The 19,611-nt window shown below is 66.5% G+C and carries 13 protein-coding genes; 9 read left to right on the forward strand and 4 right to left on the reverse strand.

Going from position 1 to position 19,611, the window contains the following annotated elements:
• Positions 1–223 precede the first annotated feature (223 nt).
• Both B9C43_RS42830 and B9C43_RS42835 read right to left on the reverse strand, forming a co-directional pair.
• Entirely contained in the window at positions 224–4,633 is a 4,410-nt protein-coding gene (locus B9C43_RS42830) for a cation-translocating P-type ATPase (protein WP_084433103.1), read from the reverse strand.
• 12 nt (positions 4,634–4,645) lie between these two features.
• A complete protein-coding gene (locus B9C43_RS42835) occupies positions 4,646–5,026 on the reverse strand; it encodes a hypothetical protein (protein ID WP_200825943.1) in 381 nt (126 codons plus the stop codon).
• Positions 5,027–5,567: 541 nt separating this feature from the next.
• On the opposite strand from B9C43_RS42835, the gene B9C43_RS42840 reads away from it, so the two are divergent.
• The 9 genes from B9C43_RS42840 (at position 5,568) to B9C43_RS57875 (ending at position 18,165) form a co-directional block, all read left to right on the forward strand.
• On the forward strand, positions 5,568–7,874 hold the full coding sequence (locus B9C43_RS42840; RefSeq protein ID WP_235039178.1) for an ATP-binding protein: 2,307 nt from the start codon (positions 5,568–5,570) through the stop codon (positions 7,872–7,874).
• A gap of 47 nt (positions 7,875–7,921) precedes the next feature.
• Positions 7,922–8,089 carry a hypothetical protein gene (locus B9C43_RS57090; RefSeq protein WP_160097098.1) on the forward strand — a complete coding sequence of 56 codons (168 nt, stop codon included), beginning with the start codon at positions 7,922–7,924 and terminating at the stop codon, positions 8,087–8,089.
• Positions 8,076–9,002, forward strand: a complete 927-nt coding sequence (locus B9C43_RS42845) for an ATP-binding protein (RefSeq protein ID WP_084433104.1) — start codon at positions 8,076–8,078, stop codon at positions 9,000–9,002. The genes B9C43_RS57090 and B9C43_RS42845 overlap by 14 nt, the downstream gene beginning before the upstream one ends.
• A 1,272-nt stretch (positions 9,003–10,274) precedes the next feature.
• A complete protein-coding gene (locus tag B9C43_RS57095) occupies positions 10,275–10,457 on the forward strand; it encodes a zf-HC2 domain-containing protein (protein WP_160097100.1) in 183 nt (60 codons plus the stop codon).
• Positions 10,458–11,293: 836 nt separating this feature from the next.
• Complete coding sequence (locus B9C43_RS42850; RefSeq protein WP_084433105.1) at positions 11,294–14,179, forward strand: AfsR/SARP family transcriptional regulator; 2,886 nt, start codon at positions 11,294–11,296, stop codon at positions 14,177–14,179.
• A gap of 351 nt (positions 14,180–14,530) precedes the next feature.
• On the forward strand, positions 14,531–14,977 hold the full coding sequence (locus B9C43_RS42855) for a hypothetical protein (protein WP_084433106.1): 447 nt from the start codon (positions 14,531–14,533) through the stop codon (positions 14,975–14,977).
• A gap of 503 nt (positions 14,978–15,480) precedes the next feature.
• Positions 15,481–16,587: a glycoside hydrolase family 99 protein gene (locus B9C43_RS42860; RefSeq protein ID WP_235039180.1), complete on the forward strand. Its 1,107-nt coding sequence runs from the start codon at positions 15,481–15,483 to the stop codon at positions 16,585–16,587.
• 446 nt (positions 16,588–17,033) lie between these two features.
• Positions 17,034–17,168, forward strand: a complete 135-nt coding sequence (locus B9C43_RS59750) for a hypothetical protein (protein WP_268811613.1) — start codon at positions 17,034–17,036, stop codon at positions 17,166–17,168.
• Positions 17,169–17,907: 739 nt separating this feature from the next.
• Positions 17,908–18,165, forward strand: a complete 258-nt coding sequence (locus B9C43_RS57875; RefSeq protein ID WP_200825944.1) for a hypothetical protein — start codon at positions 17,908–17,910, stop codon at positions 18,163–18,165.
• 745 nt (positions 18,166–18,910) lie between these two features.
• Here the strand turns inward: B9C43_RS57875 and B9C43_RS42870 are convergent.
• Entirely contained in the window at positions 18,911–19,159 is a 249-nt protein-coding gene (locus tag B9C43_RS42870; protein WP_456077600.1) for a hypothetical protein, read from the reverse strand.
• Positions 19,160–19,359: 200 nt separating this feature from the next.
• Positions 19,360–19,611, reverse strand: a 252-nt coding sequence (locus tag B9C43_RS42875) for an ATP-binding protein (protein ID WP_160097104.1), incomplete at its 5' end; no start/stop codon positions are given.

A 19,611-nucleotide genomic window follows, 5' to 3' on the forward strand; every position in this document is an offset into this window, starting at 1 on the left:
CCGACAGGCGCAGAGATCGTTCGTGCGGGGACACGAGATCACCGGGTGTCGTCTCTCAGGCGGGGGTGGGGGCGGTGAAAGCCCTGGTGAACAAGGCTTGCACGATCCGCAGGACCAGCGTTTCGAGCAGGTTCGCGCCGATCTTGGCGAGAACGGTTGCGAGGAAGTCAGCCATGGTGGTGTCCGTTCGGGGGGAGCGTTCGGTTGGCCATGGCACTGTGCCTCACGCCGGTACGTTCCGAGTGGGACGTGGGGTGACGGTTTGGTGAACTGAGGGGTGCTTCCATGCCCAGCCGAGGAATTCGACCGCGGTGGCTGCGGTGGCCGCGGCCAGGGCGATGCCCCACTGGTGCGGCAGCAGCGGTCGGCAGCCGAAGAAATGGCTCAATCCGGGAACCTGCACGATGCCGGCCAGCATCGCCAGCGAGCCCGCTGCGGCCGCGACGACCAGTGTCGTTCGCCCGCGCACGGCGATGGTCTGTCCCAGTTGCGCGCCGACCAGTGCTACCAGCCCGGTCGTGCTGGCTTGTGCCGGGGTGCTGACCGGCCGGGCGAGCAGCCAGCCGGCGATCGCGGCCGCCGAGGTGGTGGCGGCCCGGGTGGCGATGGCGCGGTTGAGGGTCGTGCCGAGTGAGGCTTCGGGGCCTTCGGCGAGGAGCGCTTCGGGTGTCACTCGGGGCGGTGGGCGCACCGCGATCGCCATCGCGGGCAGGACGTCGGTGAGCAGATTGATCAGCAACAGTTGGCGCGCGTTCAGTGTGTCCCGGGTGCTGAGCAGGCCGGCGGCCAGGGTGAACGTGATCTCGCCGAGGTTTCCGCCAAGCAGGATCGACAGCGCGTCGCGCACCGAGGTCCACATTGCCCGGCCTTCGACGATCGCGTCGGTGATGGTCTCGATCCGGTCATCCGTCACGACGAGATCTGCTGCCTGGCGCGCGGCGGGGGTCGCTTGAGAACCGAGTGCGATCCCCACATGGGCCAGGCGGATGGCGGGCACATCGTTGGCGCCGTCTCCGGTCATCGCGACGACTCGGTCGGCGCGGCGGAGGTAGCGCACGATCCGGGCCTTCTGCGCGGGACTGACCCGCGCGAAGACCGTGGTTCCTCGTAGGCGGTCGGCGAGTTCGTCGTCGTCGACGGCGTCCAACTCGGCGCCGGTCATCAATCTTCCGTCCAGCACACCGAGTTCGGCCGCGATGGCTTCCGCGGTGCTCGGGTGGTCGCCGGTGATCATGACGATATCGACGCCGGCGCGGCGCAATGTGCTCACTGCGTCCGCCGCGGTGGGCCGGACCGGATCCGCGAGGGCGAGCAGGCCACAGAAATCGAGTCTGTCGACGCGGGAATCGTCGAGCTCCGCCCTACCGGAAACACCGCGTTCCGCGACCGCGAGAACCCGATAACCCTTGCGCGCCAACCGGTCGATCGCCGCGTCCACCTCACGGCGCGAGGCGGCGTCGAACGGGACGGGCCCGCCTGGCCGCCGCCACTGGACACAGCGGGCGAGTACGACCTCCGGTGCGCCCTTGACGCTCACCAGCATGCTGTGGGGACTTCGGGCCAGCACGGCGTGATAACCACGGGACGGCTCGAAGCGCAGCTCGTCGACCCATTCCACGCCGCCCAGCCGGTCGCCGGGGGCGATCGCGAGCGCGGCGGCACCGTCCAGCACGGCCCGATCGGTGGGGTGGGGCAGCGGATGGTCACGTTCGTGCCACGGGCTCGCGCGGACCCCGACAGTGAGCGCCTCGCGAAGCGACGGCGTGAGATCCGAGACGGACCGTTCATTGCGGCCATCGGACACCAGCCGCAGTGTGATGCGTCCCTCGGTGAGAGTCCCGGTCTTGTCGAAGCAGAGTACGTCGATCCGTCCGAGAGCCTCGATCGTCGACGGGTTGCGGGCCAGCACGCCGCGACGGGACAGGCGCCGGGCGGACGCGAGTTCGGCCACGGTCGCCACGAACGGCAGTCCTTCGGGCACTGCGGCGACCGAGAGCCCGACGGCACGACCGAGCGCCTGGCTGATTCCCCGCCCGCGCACGAGGTCGGAGATCATCAGCACCGCGCTGGCGCCGAGGGTCACCGGCAGCGTGATTCTGGTCAACGCATGAAGCCTCGCCGCGACTCCGGTCTCGGCGGCCGCCTCACCGGTAGTCCGGGTGGTACGTCCGATCTCGGTGCGCTCGCCGGTGGCGACGACCACGCCCACCGCCCGCCCGGCCGCGATGACCGTGTTCTGATACAGCATCGACAGCCGGTCGGCGACCGCCGGGGCCGCAGTCGCCCGGGCTGTCTTGATCACCGGTTGAGATTCACCGGTCAGACTCGACTCATCGACCTCGAGCGCGGTGGCCTCCAGCACCCGGCAGTCGGCGGGCACAGCGTCGCCGGCGTGCAGCTCGATCACGTCACCGGGCACCAGGTCGTCGGCGCGCTCGACCCGCTTGGTCCCACCGCGCCGAACCCGCACCCGCAGCGCGCTGGTCTCCACCAACCGGCCCAGCTCGCGGTTGGTGCCGCGCCGCTGCACACCGCCGATCAACGCGTTCAGGCCGAGCACGCCGACGATCATCACCGCGTCCATAATGGAGCCGAGGCTGGCGGACACGCCGGCGCCGGCCGCGAGCGCCGGAGTGAGCGGGCTCGCCAGCTCGTCCACCGAGGCCCTTGCCAGCCCGACTTCGGCCGGCTGGGTCTCGGCGTGCTGGACACGTTGCCGACGCTCATGTTCGGCCTCGTCCAGACCGTCCCGCGTGCTCGCCAAGCGCGCCAGGACCGAGCTGCGTGACATCGCATGCCACGGAGTGCGGTCCGCCGAGGTCGGGCCGGGGAGGCGCCCTGGTGCCGTGCCCAACCACGTCCCCACACCGAGCGCGAACAACGCAGCAAGCTGAACGGGGAAACCGGCGCGTAGTGGCGCCGAGCGAGCTGGCCCCAGCGCGCCGAGCAGCGCGCCCACAAAGGAACCGGCGACGGCCATCATGGCGCACTGTCGGCTGACCCGGCGAGCGACAGGTACCGACTCCAGCAATACGCATGCGCGCGCGAGGTCGGGGCATACAACGTGCGCACCCCATGGCATCGTGCCCACATCCTCGATCACACCGATCCCGACGTCGGCACCGGCCAGCGCGTCGCGGCGGCGGGTGGATGCCACGGCGACAATATGCCCATCGGCCTGCAGCTTTCGCACTGTGTCGAGCAACCGCCGGTCACCGGGCAGGACACGGTCCACTCGTAGCTGGGCCGCGAGCCTGCGGCTAGCCCCGGCGAGGACGGGCGTCCCGGCGTGGCGGGCCGCTTCGACGACAGCCTCGGCGAACGGATCGGTCTCCGCGACGACGTGGACCACGCCCACGGGCTTGCCGTCACGTAACACAGCGATCGCGTCACGCGCGGCGCGCCGGGAGTAGCCGGGCAGAGATGTCTCCACCTGGTCGACGGGAACCACGGCCCAGCCGCCGCGTTCGTGACGGGCCCTCGGCCACCAAGGGTCGACCAAGTCATGCGCCCGCAGCAGGATCTCGGCCGGATCGACTGCCTCGTCGATCGGGACAACGCGGTCGTCCACCACGTGCCGTCCGGACACGAGCATCGAGGCGTCGAGCACCACCGTGTCCACACGATCCAGCCGCCGCAAGGCATCCGGCTCGAATACCAGGTTTCCCGCCTTCGACAGATCGACATCGAGCTGCGCGGCGAATGCCTCGCGGCCTACTTTCGCGGCACGCGGCGTCCCAGCGAGCAGCATCGCCAACGCACGCCGGGAATTCCGGGCGGTCGCCAGGACCCCGCCATAGCCGGCCAACGCGAGCACGCTCGCGGTGTTCGCGACCTGTTCAACTGGGCCGCTGGGCACCGGGCAAGCTCGGGGCGGGCACTGCACGGGCTCGGCCTGATGTGCGGAGAGCTGGTCCGCTGTTGTGCGTTCCCATCGTTGCCAGGCCTGCCGCCTGGCGTTCACTTCCCGGTTCAGGCAGAACCTGTAGCCGAGGTCGATCAGCAACCCGATCGGCTGCTGAGCCAGTGCCTGGCCCACCGCGCCCCCGATCACCAGTACCGCATCGGTGACCGGGCGGCCGAGCCTGGACTCGGCCTCCACCCGTATCCGCGGCGAAGAGTCCACAAGAGACAGAAGCGCGGACGCAACCGGCGAAACCGCGCGTACCGGCAGTACCTTGCCAACGACCGCGAAGCCGAGGCCCACCAATTGGGTCGTGATCGCGATCAGCTCGCGTACGTGGGGGGCGGAGTTCGCCGGGTGCGCGGCGCTGACCGCGGCCTGCTCATGCCGGTCCAACTCCCACGCACGCTCTATCTCGGCCACGACGCGGACAAGCTCGACGCTCGAGACGACTGCCGGATCATGACTGACCACGACCCGGCCCAGGACCGCGTTAAGCTCCGCGTCCCATACTCCGTCCACCGCGGACAGCGTCCCCAGCAAATCCGCGATGGCGTCCTCGGCGTCTGGCCGATGCACACCACGGACCTCGATGTGCGTGCGACTCCGCGGACGATCGCCCGACGTCCACACCCGGCGACCGGTGTCCGGCGTGGCGACCTCGCGAAGCGCCGCCACAACCGGCCGAGCCGCTTTCACGACCAGGCCAAGCGGGCTCGGCAAGCGCATTCTCGGGGCCAGCTACTGCTTTTTCGGCCTGCGACCGCGTGGTGGAGTTGCCGGACCATCTGTAGGTTGGCGCTGTTGTGGAGCCTCCTGGTGCGAGCTCTCGCGTGTCTGGCCGGTCCCGGCCACTGCGGTACCGACAGCGACGGCGGCTGCCACTGGCCAGTCGATCAGCTCCAACGCAGCCATCAGAGCGAGGCCCCCGTAGTACACCGTCTTGCGAGGAGACGGCAGGTACGACCCCACGGTTCGCAACGCGGCACTGATCTCCTGCCGGTCCGGCACACGCACATGCGGCAAATGCAACTCCGGTGCATGAAACTGAGCCGTGACGAACGGCAGGTTGACCGTCGCGGTGCGCGCGCCATGCTTCGTCGCTGAGCCGTTGTCGACCATCGGCCCTCCCTGTCCACGAATTCCTAAAACGACACCATGTTACGAGATCGGAAACATCAAGTGAAGCAATCTCAAAAAGAGGCGAAGGGTCGCACAATTCGGCGGCGCGAAGGCGCTGGGTCCACTATTGGCGCCTCAGTGCCATTGACGAGTTTGCGTCAACCCGACCATTCTCTCGATTGGTTGAAATATTGACAATATCGGGGATGTTGCGGAGAGGAGTTCTTGCATTGCCCTCTGCGCACAGGTGGCCTGGATGACGGTTTGGTGTGTCATCAGCTATCCGAGTCACGGCTGTTCCCAGCATCACCTACCGGTGCCACGGCAAGGCTCACTGTTTCTGACGTTTAATGGCCATTGACGAGACTGCGTCTACTTCCGCCGTTCCACCATGCCGAGCTGCTGCCGCATTCTTGATCCCACGGTTTTGTCGCTGCCCCGCGTCTTCTTCTGGACGACACCTACGAACGTGAAGCCTGTGATGTCGGACGCTAGCTCGCGACAGCGTGGTGGCAATCTTCCTGCGGAGGTCACCAGTTTCGTGGACCGCCGCCGGGAGATCGCCGAGGCCAAGCGGCTGCTGTCCAGCACTCAGCTGCTGACGTTGACCGGTGCCGGTGGTGTCGGCAAGACCCGGCTGGCACTGCGGGTGGCGGCCGGGGTGCGGCGGGCGTTCACCGACGGAGTGTGGCTGGTCGAGCTGGCCGCGCTGCAGGACCGGACACTGCTGGAGCAGACGGTCGCCGACACCGTGGGGCTGCGGGATCAGTCCGCGCGGTCACCGCGGGAGGTGTTGGTGGGCTACCTGCGGAACAAGCGGCTGCTGCTGGTGCTGGACAACTGCGAGCATCTAGTGGACCGCTGCGCGGGGCTGGCGACCGATCTGCTCACGGCGGCGCCGGGCCTGCGGATCCTGGCCACCAGCCGACACGCCCTGCGCGCCCTGGGCGAACACATCTTCGCGGTGCCGTCGCTGCCGCTGCCGAACCTGGAGCGGATGTCGCCGGGGAAACTGATTGGCAACGAGGCGATCCGCCTGTTCGCGGAGCGCGCGACGCTCGTGCAGCCCGGCTTTGAGGTCACTGCCGACAACCGCGCGACGCTGGCGCAGATCTGTCGGCGGTTGGACGGGTTGCCGCTGGCGATCGAGCTGGCCGCGGCGCGGCTGCGGGCGCTCTCGCCGGAGCAGATCCTAGCCCGGCTGGATGACAGGTTCCGTCTGCTGCGGGCAGGCTGGCGGGCGGGGCCGGTCCGCCACGAGACGCTGCGGGCGGTGGTCGACTGGAGCTATGGGCTGTGCTCGTCGGCGGAGCAGGCGTTGTGGGCCCGGGTGTCGGTGTTCGCCGGCGGGTTCGACCTGGACGCGGCCGAAACGATCTGTACTGGGGACGGCATCGACCGCGACCAGGTGATCGATCTCGTGGCCGGGCTGGTCGACAAGTCCATTCTGATCAGAGAGGACCAGGATCACGGTCTCCCGGCCCGCTACCGGCTGCTGGACACCATCGCCCACTATGGACGGGACGCCCTGCGCGCGGCCGGGCAGGAGGCGGCGCTGCGTCGGCGGCACCGGGACTACTACCTGGATCTGGCCGAACGCGGTGAGGCCGAGTGGTTCGGCCCCACCCAGCCCGAGGTGGCCGCCCGCACCCGGGATGAGCACACCAACCTGCAGGCCGCGCTGGAGTTCTGCCTCGTCACCCCCGGTGAATCCCAGACCGGGCTGCGAATGGCCGCGGCCCTGTTCTTCTACTGGTTCTGCTGCGGCTTCCTGGCCGAGGGACGCCACTGGCTGGACCGGGCACTGGCCCAGGACGCGGAGCCGAGCAGGGCGCGGGCCACCGCCCTGTGGATCAACGCCGACCTCGCCCTCTGCCAAGGGGACTTCCCCACAGGCGCAGCCATGGTGAACCAGTGTCGGGACTGGGCGAGGCAGCAGGGCGACGACACCATGCTGGCGTACGCCCTCTACCTCCAGGGATGCATCATCCAGGGATCCGCCGCGACAGCGAGTCTCGACCTATCCCGCGCACAGGCCCTGCTGGAAGAGGCCCTGGCGCTCTTCGAGTCCTCCGGCGAGCTGAACACCATCGTGGTCATAGCCCGTGTCGCGCTGGCCGCGGCGGCCATTTTCCAGGGGGACCTCGTCCACGCGGTCGCGCTCTGCCGGCAGAGCCTGGCGATCAGCGAGACACACGGCGAACACTGGGCCCGCGCCTACACGCTCTACTTTCTCGCCTTGGCCGAGTGGACCGGCGGCGACGTGCCACAGGCCACCACCCATGCCCGGGAAAGCCTCCAGATCAAGTACACCTTCTTCCGTGAACTCCTCGGCTCGGTGTTGGCCGTCGAGCTGCTGGCCTGGATCGCCGGGACGGCCGGCGAGAGCGAGCGGGCCGCCGTGCTGCTCGGCACCGCGCACCAGATCTGGCCCCTGGTCGGCGGCCAGCCCCTATTCGACTCCCCGCACTGGATCGTCCCGCACCAGGCGTGCGAGCAGCAGGCCCGCCGCGCCCTCGGCGACCGTGCGTTCCAGGCCGCGTTCGACCGTGGCGCCGACCTCGACCTGAATTGGGCCATCGCCTACGCGCTCGGCGAGAAACCCGCGCCCGCCACCCCGGTCTCCACCGCGAGGGATACCACGGGGACGCCATTGACCCGCCGGGAGCGGCAGGTCGCCGAACTCGTCGCGGAAGGACTGTCCGACAAGGACATCGCCGCGCGGCTGGTGATCGCCCAACGCACCGCCGAAGGCCACGTGCAGCGCATCCTGGCCAAGCTGGGTTTCACCACACGCACCCAACTCGTCGCCTGGATCACCCAACACCGAGAAGGCCGAGACCAGTGACAGCGGGCAGCAGATCGGGTCGGCCGGTGGACAATCTGCCGGGCGAGATGACGAGTTTTATCGGTCGTCGGCGGGAGACCGCCCAGGCAGTGCGGCTGCTGCGGCGGGCGCGGCTGGTTACGCTGACCGGGGTGGCCGAGGTCGGCAAGACCGGCTGGCGTTGCGGGTGGCCGCCCGGGTACGCGGGGCTTTCCGGACGGGGTGTGGCTGGTTGAGCTGGCCGCACTCATCGACGACACGCTGCTGCCCCAAACGGTCGCCGACGTCCTGGGTGTCCAGCAGCGGCGCACTGTTCCTGCCCTGGACACGCTGGCGGACCACCTTGCGGACAAGCGGCTGCTGCTGGTGCTGGTGCTGGACAACTGCGAGCACCTCCTCGACTCCTGCGCGATGCTGACCAGCCAACTGCTGGCCGCGGCGCCGGGACTGCGAGTCATGGCCACCAGCCGGCAAGCCTTGGGCACGCCCGGGGAACACCTGCTCGAGGTGCCGCCATTGTCGGTGCCGGACCCAGAACAGCCGATGGTCCCGCGCACCATCGCGCGGGGAGAGGCGGTGCGGCTGTTCGCCGAGCGGGCCGCGCTCGCCCGGCCGGGATTCGCGGTCACTACCGGCAACCGCGCCACGATCTGGCGGATGTGCCGTCGGCTGGACGGCATCCCGCTGGCGATCGAACTGGCGGCGCTGCGGGTCCGGGCCATACCGGTCGCCGAGATCCTCACTGGGCTGGACGACTACCTGGGGTTCCTGGCCGCAGGCAGCCGGGTCGCGGTCCCGCGCGTGCAGATGCTGCGCGCGGTGATCGACTGGCGGGCCGAGCAGGAGTGGCTGGGCCCGAACGAACAGGCGTGGTTCACCCGGCTGCGGCGCGAGCACCCCAACCTGCGGGCCGCGCTGGAGTTCTGCCTGACCGAACCCGGCCAGGCCCGGGCCGGGCTGGAGATCACTGCCGCCCTGTTCCACTACTGGGTCCGCTCCTGCACGCACACCGAGGGTCGCTACTGGCTCGACCGGGCACTGACTGGTGTGACAGTGAACGGCGCGGCCGAAGCGGTGGCTGATCAGGCCGTGGATGAGCAGTTGGTGCGGGAGTTGACCGAGCAGCCCGGGTCCAGCGCCTGCAACTGACCGGCGAGAGTGAGCTGCTGGGCCGGTTGACCAAGATGGTGGTCGAGTCCGCGCCGCAGGCGAGATGGACGACCATCTCGGCGCTACCGCAAGCACGACCCGATCAGCCACACCGGCGAGAAATCGCGCAACGGCACGCGACAGCTCGTTGGGTGCGCGTCTGCGCTGGTTGACCGTTTCGCGCCACCGGCCCCACCAGGCCCGACAGCAACGACCACCCGAACCACACCGTCAGCCTGACCAAGCGCATAAAGCCAACGCCCGCACGTTGCTACGTACCCGCGTCCTCAATGGACTCACCAATGAGCACCACTAAGCCACTTGATGACATGCAGCGATGACTCTTCGAGCGGTACAGGAGTGCCACTGACATGCCAGGGCAAAGCCGAGAGTGCGACGGTTCAACGAGCGAGGGCTGTGCCGAACACGTGCCGATCAACTGACATTCGCCACGCCACCAAGAAACGTCTTTACATCCTTCACACTGGCGAATAGACGCAATTGACCAGCATGCGCCACCCTGCGGTGTTCCAAATCACAAGCTTAGGGGCCATTGTCGCAGTGCCGGTGTGGTGACAGGCCTAGAGGTGTTGCCAGGCAACGAAAGGATAGCTCCACCCGCACGCCAGTCGGCTAGGACGATGCTGTCACACCGTGACGGAGGAACCAGCGTGAATTCTTCCAAGACCGCGCGAGTCAGGTTTCCCCGCAACTGTTTATTCACCTCCGAGTTGTCATCTTCGGAATGATCTTAATGGATCATTAGGAGGTTTTGCATGAATAGTTCTGGCGGCATTTGTTCGCGTTTGTAGTGGCGGTGCACACCGTGGCGTTGGCCGTCACCGGTACGCGCACGTTGCCGGCTCAGGGAATATGAGCGGCACTGCCAGAGTGAGAAGAGCGGTGAAACGTTGCTCGTCACGACTGTTCCCGACCAGACGAACGACATCTGGATCAGCCGAAACATCGTAACCGGCAAGCACATTGTCACATTGTTAGGGACTTCGGGACGCGCTCGACACGACTCCGGGGATGCCTGCGCACAGCTAGGAGCTGGCCTTACTGAGAGGGTGGCATGTCCGTCGCGTGTCTCCCGGATCGAGGTCGAGGTCAGAAACCTCAATGACACAGCTCGCCGAATATCTCGTCCGTGCAGGTGGTGGTCAAGCAGCCGCTCATCCCACCCCATTCCACCCAGGACACAAACGAATTGTTGGCACAGCAAGGGAATTCAGAGGCGCCCGGGCGACCGTAAGAGGCGAAGGAGGCACGATGACATACGCATGCCCGTCTACTGTCACAGTCGGCGCTTACGTACTCGGAGTGCTCTGCGCGCGGGAAAACACCGAGTTTCGCCAGCACGCCGTGGGGTGCCCGTCATGCCAGCGAGAGATCGCCGAGCTGACACCGACCGTCCGCCTCCTGGCGATACTCAAGACCGTCCCGGCATTGTGAGGTGCCCGTGCGCTCCGGCGGCACACACCTGGCGACTCACCTTCAGCTCCAGCCGGTATTGGACGGCATCGTGGTCGCCCCAGCAGAAATCCGCGTGTGGGTGTGTGCGCCTGCATGAGCACCTGGATGGAAGAGGCTTAGCCCTGGTCCTTCACGAGACGAGATGATCATCTGTTGTTGATCTCGTTTGCGGGTCGGCATGGTGGTGAGCTGGCGCGGTCGCCGGTGTCTCCGGGGCCTGGATCGAGAGATTGACTGTGGCAGTCCGCGCAAGAGGCATTCACGTCCAGCACTAGCCCCGGCAGGTCCACCCCCAGCAATCCGGACGGCCGGCGCGCTGCAACCGGCTATCTCCGCTCGCTGCATCCACGCCCGCTCCCGGGCGACCGCTCGTGCTGAGCGAAGCCGTCACAGCAGGGCAGCATTGGTGCTGTCCAACACCCGCCATGCGGTGGCTGTCGGGGCCACCGGACCGAACAGCAAAGTTATGTGGACCAGATCCAAGTTTCATGCGGTGGCGACAACTCAAAATCCGTCCAGCATAAGCGGAGTTATGGGTTAGACCGAGTTGCCTGACAGCTACACCGCCGATAGCAAGATCAGGATCGGTTCAATCTAGGATCAACGTGCCCAGGCGCGCATTGCCGGAGCGAGAGCCGAGGGTACTGGTGAAATCGTGTCATTGGCGAAATTGCGTCATTAGGCGGCGGCTTCACGGCATCTTGCTTCGCTATTAAGTCGAATTTAAGCTCGTCTCGGTGCTAGATTTTCAGATATTGTGGAGATCTCCGGGATAGCTGTACTGCCGGATATAGAGTTAGCCGTGCGGGGGCGTGATGTCAGCGAATATTGACATTCGGTTGTTGGGGCCACTGGAGATAGCCGCGTCGCGTGGTCCGGTGGTGCTACACGGGTCTGTTCAGCGCACCCTGGTGGCTCGGTTGGGGGTCCGGCCTGGTGAGACGGTGTCGCGGGAAGCTCTGGTCGACGCCTTGTGGGATGAGTTGCCCCCGCGGACGGCCACCAAGACACTGCACAGCCATCTTGCGCGCTTGCGGCATCAGTTGCAGGACGCGAGCTTGGCTGGGTTGATCGCAGCCCAAGGGCCTGGCTATGCGCTGCTCGCTCCGGCCGAGGCGGCCGACGTGGTGCGTTTCGAGGCGATGGTCGATCGGGGTCGAGAGGCGCTGGCTGGAGGAGCGACAGAGACCGCGGTGGAGTTGCTGCGCCAGGCGTTGGGGCTGTGGCGGGGTGACCCGTTGGTCGAGTGCCGGCCCGGGGAGTGGGTGCGCGCCGAAGCGGCTCACCTGGCTGAGATCCGGCTGGCCGCCACCGAAAACTTGATCAGTGCCCGGCTGAGAGTGGGCGAGCATCTCCAGCTCGTTGGTGAGTTGGAGCCGTTGGTGATTCGGTATCCATTCCGGGAACGGGTGTGGGAACTGCTCATGCTGGCGCTGTACCGATCGGGCCGCCAAGCCGACGCGCTCGCGGCCTTTCAGCGCGCCCGGACCGCGTTGGTCGACGAATTGGGGATCGAACCGGGGCGTGAGCTGCACCGGCTGGAAGCGGCGATACTGGCGGCCGATCCCACCCTTGAGCTCAACGCCCCTCGGCGGACGACAACCGGTACCCCGGTCTGTCGCCGGTTGCCGGTGCCGCTGACCAGCCTGATCGACCGTGAGGCGGACAAGGCCGCGCTGGGGGACCTCGCGGCTGGGCGACGTCTCGTGACGCTCATCGGCCCCGGCGGCTGTGGCAAGACGCGTCTGGCCATTGCCGTGGCCGCCGAACACTCTGAGGCGGTGTGTTTCGTTGACCTGACCCCACTTGCCAAGCCGGAGCTCGTGCCGCAGGCGGTCGCCGAGGCCTTCGGCCTGCGCGCACAGGCTGCTGGCCGTGGCGCGGTGGATAGCCTTGTCGATCACCTGCACGATCGGTCCCTCTTGTTGGTCCTGGACAACTGTGAGCATCTGGTCGATGCCTGCGCACACCTGGTGAGTGCGTTGCTGCCCGCCTGTCCCGGGCTGCGGGTACTGGCCACCAGCCGGGAGACGCTGCGCGTGCCCGGGGAAGCGGTTTACACGCTGCAGCCGCTGGCCACTCCCGATCCCAAGGCCGTCCCCGCGTACGACGAGCTTCTCCACTATGACTCGGTACGGCTGTTCGTGGAGCGCACGCGTGACGCCGGTGGCCAGATCGGTACCGACGGGGCTACCACACAGGGGCTGGCCACGATCTGCGCTCAGTTGGACGGGCTGCCGCTCGCCCTCGAACTGGCCGCCGCCCTCACCGCGGCACTGCCGGTGCCGCGGATCGCCGAGCAACTTACGGGCCGCTTCCCTGCGCTCTGCTCGGGCAGTCGCACCGCCCGGCCGCAGCATCGCGCAATGCGCACAGCCATCCGGTGGAGCTACGACCTGCTCGACGATGACGAGCGTGCCCTCTTCCGGCGGCTGGCGGTGTTCGTCGGCGGGTTCGACCTGCCCGGCGTCGAGGCACTGTGGCCCCGCGCCGACGCGGTCGAGCTGCTGGGGCGGCTGGTCGACAAGTCACTGGTGGTCAGGGAGTGCGGGAATGCCCGCTACCGCCTGTTGGACACGATCCACCGGTTCGCAGCGGAGCAATTAGCCGATGACGAGAAGTGCGCCGACGTGCGGCAGCGGCACGCCGAGTTCTACTTGGCACTGACCGAGCAGGCGCAGGAACACCTCGACGGGGCTGACGCCGTGGAATGGCTTGATCGACTGACCGCGGAACACGAGAATTTCCGGGCAGCGATGGCGTGGGCCGTCGCCCAACCCAACTCGACGGCCCTGCGACTATCCGTCGCTCTGACCCGCTACTGCCAACTCCGTGGGCACTACCGGGACGGGCGACGGTGGCTGGCCGCGGCGCTGGACCGAGGTGCGCACACTCCCCTGATACTGCGGGGCAACGCGTTGTACGGCTCGGCCGTGCTCACGTTTCTGCAGTGCGACTATGACGCGGCGGTGCCGCTGGCCAAGCAGGCGATGGCCATGTACGAGTCGCTGAACGACCTGGAAGGCACGGCGCGCACCCGCACGCTGCTCGGTTCCATCTGGCGAGAGCAAGCCGACTACCCACGGGCACTGGAATTCCACCGCCGCGCGTTGGACACCTTCCGCGAGGCAGGAGACGCCCGCGGCATCGCCGAGGCCCTGCAGCGGTGTGCCTTCTCCGCCTGGCTGCAGGGCGATTTCGACCCAGCCCAACAGTGGGCGCAAGAAAGCCTGCAGCGAATGCGGCACTTGGGCGACGCCGAAGGCGCCGCCGGCGCACTCTTGCACCTGGGTGCGATCGCCCACTACCGGGGTGACCAAGCGCAGGCGCTGCGGCTGCTGAGCGAAGCCCGTCAGACGTCCGAACGGACCAGCTGCCCGGAGGGCATCGCCTGGGCACTCAACCTGCTGGGCCTGGTTCACCGTGCAACCGGCTCGGCCAGTGCCACCGCGCTGCTCCAGCAGAGCCTCGCCGTACACCGAAAGCTGGGCGACCGCTGGCGGATGGCCAGCGTGCTGGAAGCGCTCGCCGCGCTCGCGTGCGACGAGCGCCGTTGGGAGCACGCAGCCCAACTGCTGGACGAGGCCGCCACGCTACGGGCGGCGATCAACAGCCCAGTGCCGCCTTGCGAACGCCCCAGCCACGAACGCACCCGCGCCGCGCTCGCCACCGCAGAGCAGATCGCTGCGCTCCCCCACTGATTAAATACGGGCCTATTTCATCCACGTTCCGACCTCCACTGTTGCAGCCCGCCTCCCTGACCAGCACGAACGAACAGGTTCGGAACTGTGCTGAACCCCAGAATCGGATTGGTTGGCACATGTGCGCCTCCGACGCGTTGTGGCCAACCGTGGCCCCTCCCGCGCCACATTTTAGTCATACACTGGAAAATCGCCGTATGAAGGGCGCATGACGAGCTTGGCCTCTTCTTGCTTCGCGACGCGGCGGACAACCTGAATTAGGCAGAAGAAACAGAAAGTAAGGCACACCAAAGAATCTAGGCGGACAACATGCATAAACCGAGAACTTTCCTATCGATAATGATGGCTTGCGTGATCGGTTTGACCGTTTCCATTCCCGGAACCTCGCTCGCCGACTCGCCCCGGCACAACTACTGCGCCCTCAACATTGAAACTGACGCGATGTCGTGCTTCTCGACGGAGTCCGAGCTCGAGAGCATGATGTCCACCAGCGTTCCGCGGGTTCGACTCGGCACCTGGTTTGACAGGACCAACATGGATCGTCGCGGGGGACATCTGGTCTTCTTTGCGTCTCATGGGTGTTCGGACACCAACAACGACGTCGACCACGCCGACAGCAGTCTCAAGGGTAGCGATTGGAACAATCGTGTTTCCTCGCTGATCACTGCGAGCGGATGCGACTTTAAGCTCTATGACGGAATCGGTTTCACAGGACATCGCACGTCCTGGATCGATTCCAGCGCCAACCTGGGCGATTACGACATGAACAACAGGGCCAGCTCGTACAAAATTTCGTAAGACGGCCTTGAGCGTCCGGCGGTATCTCGCCATTCTGCCAGTCCAGCGCCCTGAGAGGGTCTGTCAAATTTCGACTTTGTCGCCGATTGAGTGATCAACTTCGCGGGTGGCTGGAGCTCGCGGTGACGTTGTGATCATGGTTGGCGTGTGATGGTGATTAGCTGGGCGGCCTCCTACCGCACTTCGTCGACGTGGTGGTCGAGCAGATCGAGCGGCGGTCAGGACTGTCTGGTCGGGACGTTCGCCGAGCAGTCGAGGATCTGACAGCCAAGCACGCTCGCCGGACTGCGTTGGGTAGCAACAAGGCGAGGGAGCATATGCCGTCTGGATGCGCCTCGACGGGTCTCCGTTCCACTCGACGACTATGGAGATCTCGGCCTGGCAGTGGTCAAAAGTGTCAATGTCGCTTATGCGCCAACAGAGTTTGTATCCGGCAGCTCGAGAGCTGTGGTTGGCTGCCTTCGTTATATGGGCTGGCGTGTTGCGGAGGATTAAGGGCGGGCATGCGAACGCTGCGAAGCATGGTCGGCCTGCTGGTCTTGCTGCTCACCTTTGGCTTGGTCTCCGTGCCGGTGGCCTCGGGTGTGGCGGTGCAGGCGGTAGCGGCCGACGTTCATCTCTTCTACTACCCGTGGTACGGCAGCCCGTCTGTGAACGGGAGATATCGGCATTGGCAGCAAGGCGGTCGTACGCCGCCCAACGACATCGGCGCGGACTTCTACCCGGTGCTCGGCGCGTACGACTCGGCCGACACAGCCATGATCGACCAGCACATGCGCTGGGTCCAGCGGTCCGGCGCGGGCACGATCGTGACCAGCTGGTGGGGCCAAGGATCCTATGAGGACAATGTGGTGCCCGCACTGCTCGCCGCCGCGGCACGACACCGCATCAAGGTGGCCTGGCATCTCGAGCCGTACTCCGGCCGGACCGCTGACTCCACAGTCGCCGACATCAACTACATCAACTCCAGATATGGCGGCAGCCCGGCGTTCTACCGCGACGCCGCCCACGGCAACCGTGGCGCCTTCTACGTCTTCGAAAGCCTGCGGATCACCGACTGGACCGCCATCAAGCAGGTCAAGCCGACGAGCATCGTGCTGGCCCAGACCACTGCCACGAGTAAGGTCGCGCACTTCGGCGGGATGTACACTTACGACGGCATCGCGGGCGCGACCGCACGCGGCTGGAAGAACGCTTCCGACTTCTGCAAGGCCAACGGCCTGGTGTGGGCGCCTTCTGTCGCGCCCGGCTACATCGACGACCGGGCAGTGCCCGGTAACACCACTCCCACGCTCAACCGTGACAACGGTGCGACGTATGACAAGGAGTGGAGCAATGCGTTGAATCCGGCGACCGGTGGGGCGCCGACATGGGTCTCGGTCGCCTCGTTCAACGAGTGGCACGAGGGATCCACCATCGAGCCGGCACGCTCGAATCCGCCCGCGGGACAGGGATATCTAACGTTCCAAGGCGCCTATGGGCAGACCGGCACCGCCGCGGAGACCGCGTATCTGGACCGGACCCGGTACTGGGTGCGGCAGTTCACCGACGGGAACCTGCCGCCGACAAACCCCGATCTCGCGGCCGAGCTGCAAGGTTTCCGCGTCTAAGCAAAAGTCCCGAAAAGGACACCGATGGATGGCACCGTCCCCGGGCAGCGTCGGTGTGGCCGTACCACCGCACTGTTGGTCAGCGCCCCTGTTGTTATTCCCGCCCCGTTGGCGACCGCCGGATCCGTGATCCCGCCCGGCGACTACCAGCGAGTGCAGCTGGCGCTTGGACCGAATGAGCTCGGCGGAGCGATGTCGCTCGCAATCCTGCCCCACAGATCCGTGGTACAACCGCACACGACGGCGCACCGTCCGAGTGACCAACGCGGGCAACACCACGTCCGCGGGCAAGCTGAACATGTGCCTGCACGACGAAGAAGGTCTGTAAGGCGTCGCGGCGGGCCGGACTTCACATCCAACCGGTTCGTCTACCTTCTACACTCGTCGCGACTGTCCACACCAGACGGATATGCGCCGGCCGAGGGGACGCAGGCGGACTGGGACAGGTGGATGGTGAGCTCTACCTGTCGCGGTTCGTCCTGACTACGCACAACACGCTGGACATGGCCAGCGAACGGATCGTCCTGCGAGTGCCGAACGACCTCGACCAATGCTGCCGCGTCGGTGGTACATCGATTTGACGCAGCCAGCAGCTATACCTGACCACAGGTGACGACAACAGGAACCCATTCCAGTCCGACAGCTACACGCCGATTGACGAGCGGACGAACCGCAATCCCCAGTTCCATGCCCAGCGTCCGTCCGGCAACACGAACCGACCTGCGCGGCAAGGTATTGCGGATCAAACCCGCAGGCTGATGGCACGTACACGATCCGTCGTCTCCGGAATCGCCGTCCACCCAACGGAAGCGGCACGCTCGGCGTACTGGCGGGCCTGCCGGACCGAGCAGCCGAACCAATGCGCCAGCACACGCGCGGCTGTCCTGTCGGCGGAACCGCTGGCCAATCTCGTTGAACAACGCCAACAACTCCGCCCGCCCTCATGGCCTGTAATCACCATGGCAGGTTGATCGGCCGTGCTCCTGCGACTGGCCTACCTCGGCCTGACAAACTCCTTCGCCCTACTCCGACTGATCTCGACGAGAGACCGAGACAAGGACATCGAGATCCTGGCAGTGCGGCACCAGATCGGGATACTGCAACGCCAACTCAATCCCGGCAGAGTGCGGTTCACTCCCTGACCGGGCGTTGCACGCCGCGCTCATGCACCGGCTACCACGCCACACCTTGCACAGGCTTCGTCTGCTGGTCCGCCCAGACACGATCCTGCGCTGGCATCGCAACCTCCTCCGCCGACACCACGCCCGGGCGTCTCGACCAAAACGCCCGGGCCGACCCCGCACCATCCGATCCATTCGAGTGCTGATTCTGCGCCTCGCGAACGAGAACCTGAACTGGGGCTACCGCCGCATCCACGGCGCCACACCACATCCGACCGCGGCGTTCGCAGCGGGCGCTGGGCTGGGCGTGCACGATGACCGCCTCGACATCCGAGACCAACTCGACACGCTCCACCACCGCGTGCTCCAACCCGAGCAGCCGACCCCATATCCTGGCCTCGCGCATGCCGTTCTCCTGACACCTAGATCACTGGACCTCAACAACCCAGCAACCTAGGCAGAGAACGGCATGCGTCTTGTCAAGACACGCCCCGCCAGCCACGGATCAGTCAGAAGAGCCACATTTGGGCGGCGGCCCATGCCAACCGAAAACCCGCGCGCCAGCCTAAAGGTCGTGCGCTGTCTGTTTGACGATCCTTCTGCGGTACTCGGGTCGGCCCTCGACGACTCGACGTCACGCGCACTGGCGCCGTCCGAGTCGGGCCTACCGACGGGGCCCCTTTGGCGGGCAGGATGTTCTGGTTAATGTGGAACGCGTTGCCCGGGTCGTAGCGTCCTTGATCTGGGCGAGCCGGTTGTAGTTGCCGCGTGGCACGACCAGCCAGGCACCGCCCCAGTCGATTGGCCTCGGGTCCTTCGGCTGTTCCGGTGACCCATCTGCGGTCTTCGTCCAAGCGTCGTCGTTTCGATCAAGGGACGGGTGCGCTCCTGCACTACTCCGGGTGGGGGCGTCGAGTGCGTACCCCCAGTCTCGCGCACTCGACGCCCCGTTTTCCCCCGGAGGCTATGGGCCAGCACGGGCATAGTTGTCGGTCACCATGAGCGCTCGGCCTTTTGCTGAGCCCATGTGGCCAGTCGGCGCCATCGCCGGCTGGAGCGGAGCTGGCGAGCCACCCTGTGGTAGTGGGCGACCAGTTCCGCCTCGGGCATTCGAGTTCTGGCCAGAACTTCGTAGTGCAGCATCGCGGTGATCCCTTCCGGGGGCTAGGTCTGGTGGTGGCGGTGCGGTAGCAGCGCCGTGGCTACGCGGCGGTCTCCAGGTCCCGAAGTAGGGCGTGGCCTGCCGCGGTGAGTTCGGCGGGAACGCGCTGTCCCATTTCCGCCGCGCGCGTGGCATGGACGAGGCCGGCACGCGCGAGGTGGTGGGCGGCGTGCTGGTCGCAGCAGGCCAGGCTGTCGATGAACAGGTCGGGTTCACTACTGCCGGTGATCTCGCCGCGGCCGGCGGCGATGGCTTTCAGCATGGCCCACTCGCGTCGGGAGAGGCTCAAGCCTGGTGGGGTGGGCGTGGACATGGGGTCGTACTCCTCATGCGGTCAGAAACGTGTGATCAAGAAATCCGGAGTGAGTCCTTCAACTCGTGGTGTCCGTCAGTGAAGTCACAGCCGGATGCGGCGGGGCTGTCAACGGCACCCGAATTTTGACCCCTTTCCGGCATCTGAATGTTGACCCCCTGCATGGGAATTGATCTCTACTCTTCGGTTGTGCCGGCGGTGGGGACGCGGCCGAGGTCGCGGTCCTTGAGCCGGTAGCTGTCGCCCTTGAGGGCGATGACTTCGGCGTGGTGGACGAGGCGGTCGATCATGGCGGCGGCGACCACGTCGTCACCGAACACCTCGCCCCACCGGCCGAAGACCTTGTTGCTGGTGACGATCAAGCTGGCCCGCTCATACCGGGAGGAAACCAGTTGGAAGAACAGGTTCGCCGCTTCCGGTTCGAACGG

The sequence above is a fragment of the Kibdelosporangium aridum genome (assembly GCF_900176515.1).
Taxonomy (GTDB): Bacteria; Actinomycetota; Actinomycetes; order Mycobacteriales; family Pseudonocardiaceae; genus Kibdelosporangium; species Kibdelosporangium aridum.

Coding starts and splice junctions, on each gene's coding strand:
- B9C43_RS57090 (WP_160097098.1), top strand. CDS start 7,922: ATGACGAGTTTTATCGGTCGTCGGCGGGAGACCGCCCAGGCAGTGCGG.
- B9C43_RS57095 (WP_160097100.1), top strand. CDS start 10,275: ATGACATACGCATGCCCGTCTACTGTCACAGTCGGCGCTTACGTACTC.
- B9C43_RS42830 (WP_084433103.1), bottom strand. CDS start 4,633: ATGCGCTTGCCGAGCCCGCTTGGCCTGGTCGTGAAAGCGGCTCGGCCG.
- B9C43_RS42850 (WP_084433105.1), top strand. CDS start 11,294: ATGTCAGCGAATATTGACATTCGGTTGTTGGGGCCACTGGAGATAGCC.
- B9C43_RS42860 (WP_235039180.1), top strand. CDS start 15,481: ATGCGAACGCTGCGAAGCATGGTCGGCCTGCTGGTCTTGCTGCTCACC.
- B9C43_RS42835 (WP_200825943.1), bottom strand. CDS start 5,026: ATGGTCGACAACGGCTCAGCGACGAAGCATGGCGCGCGCACCGCGACG.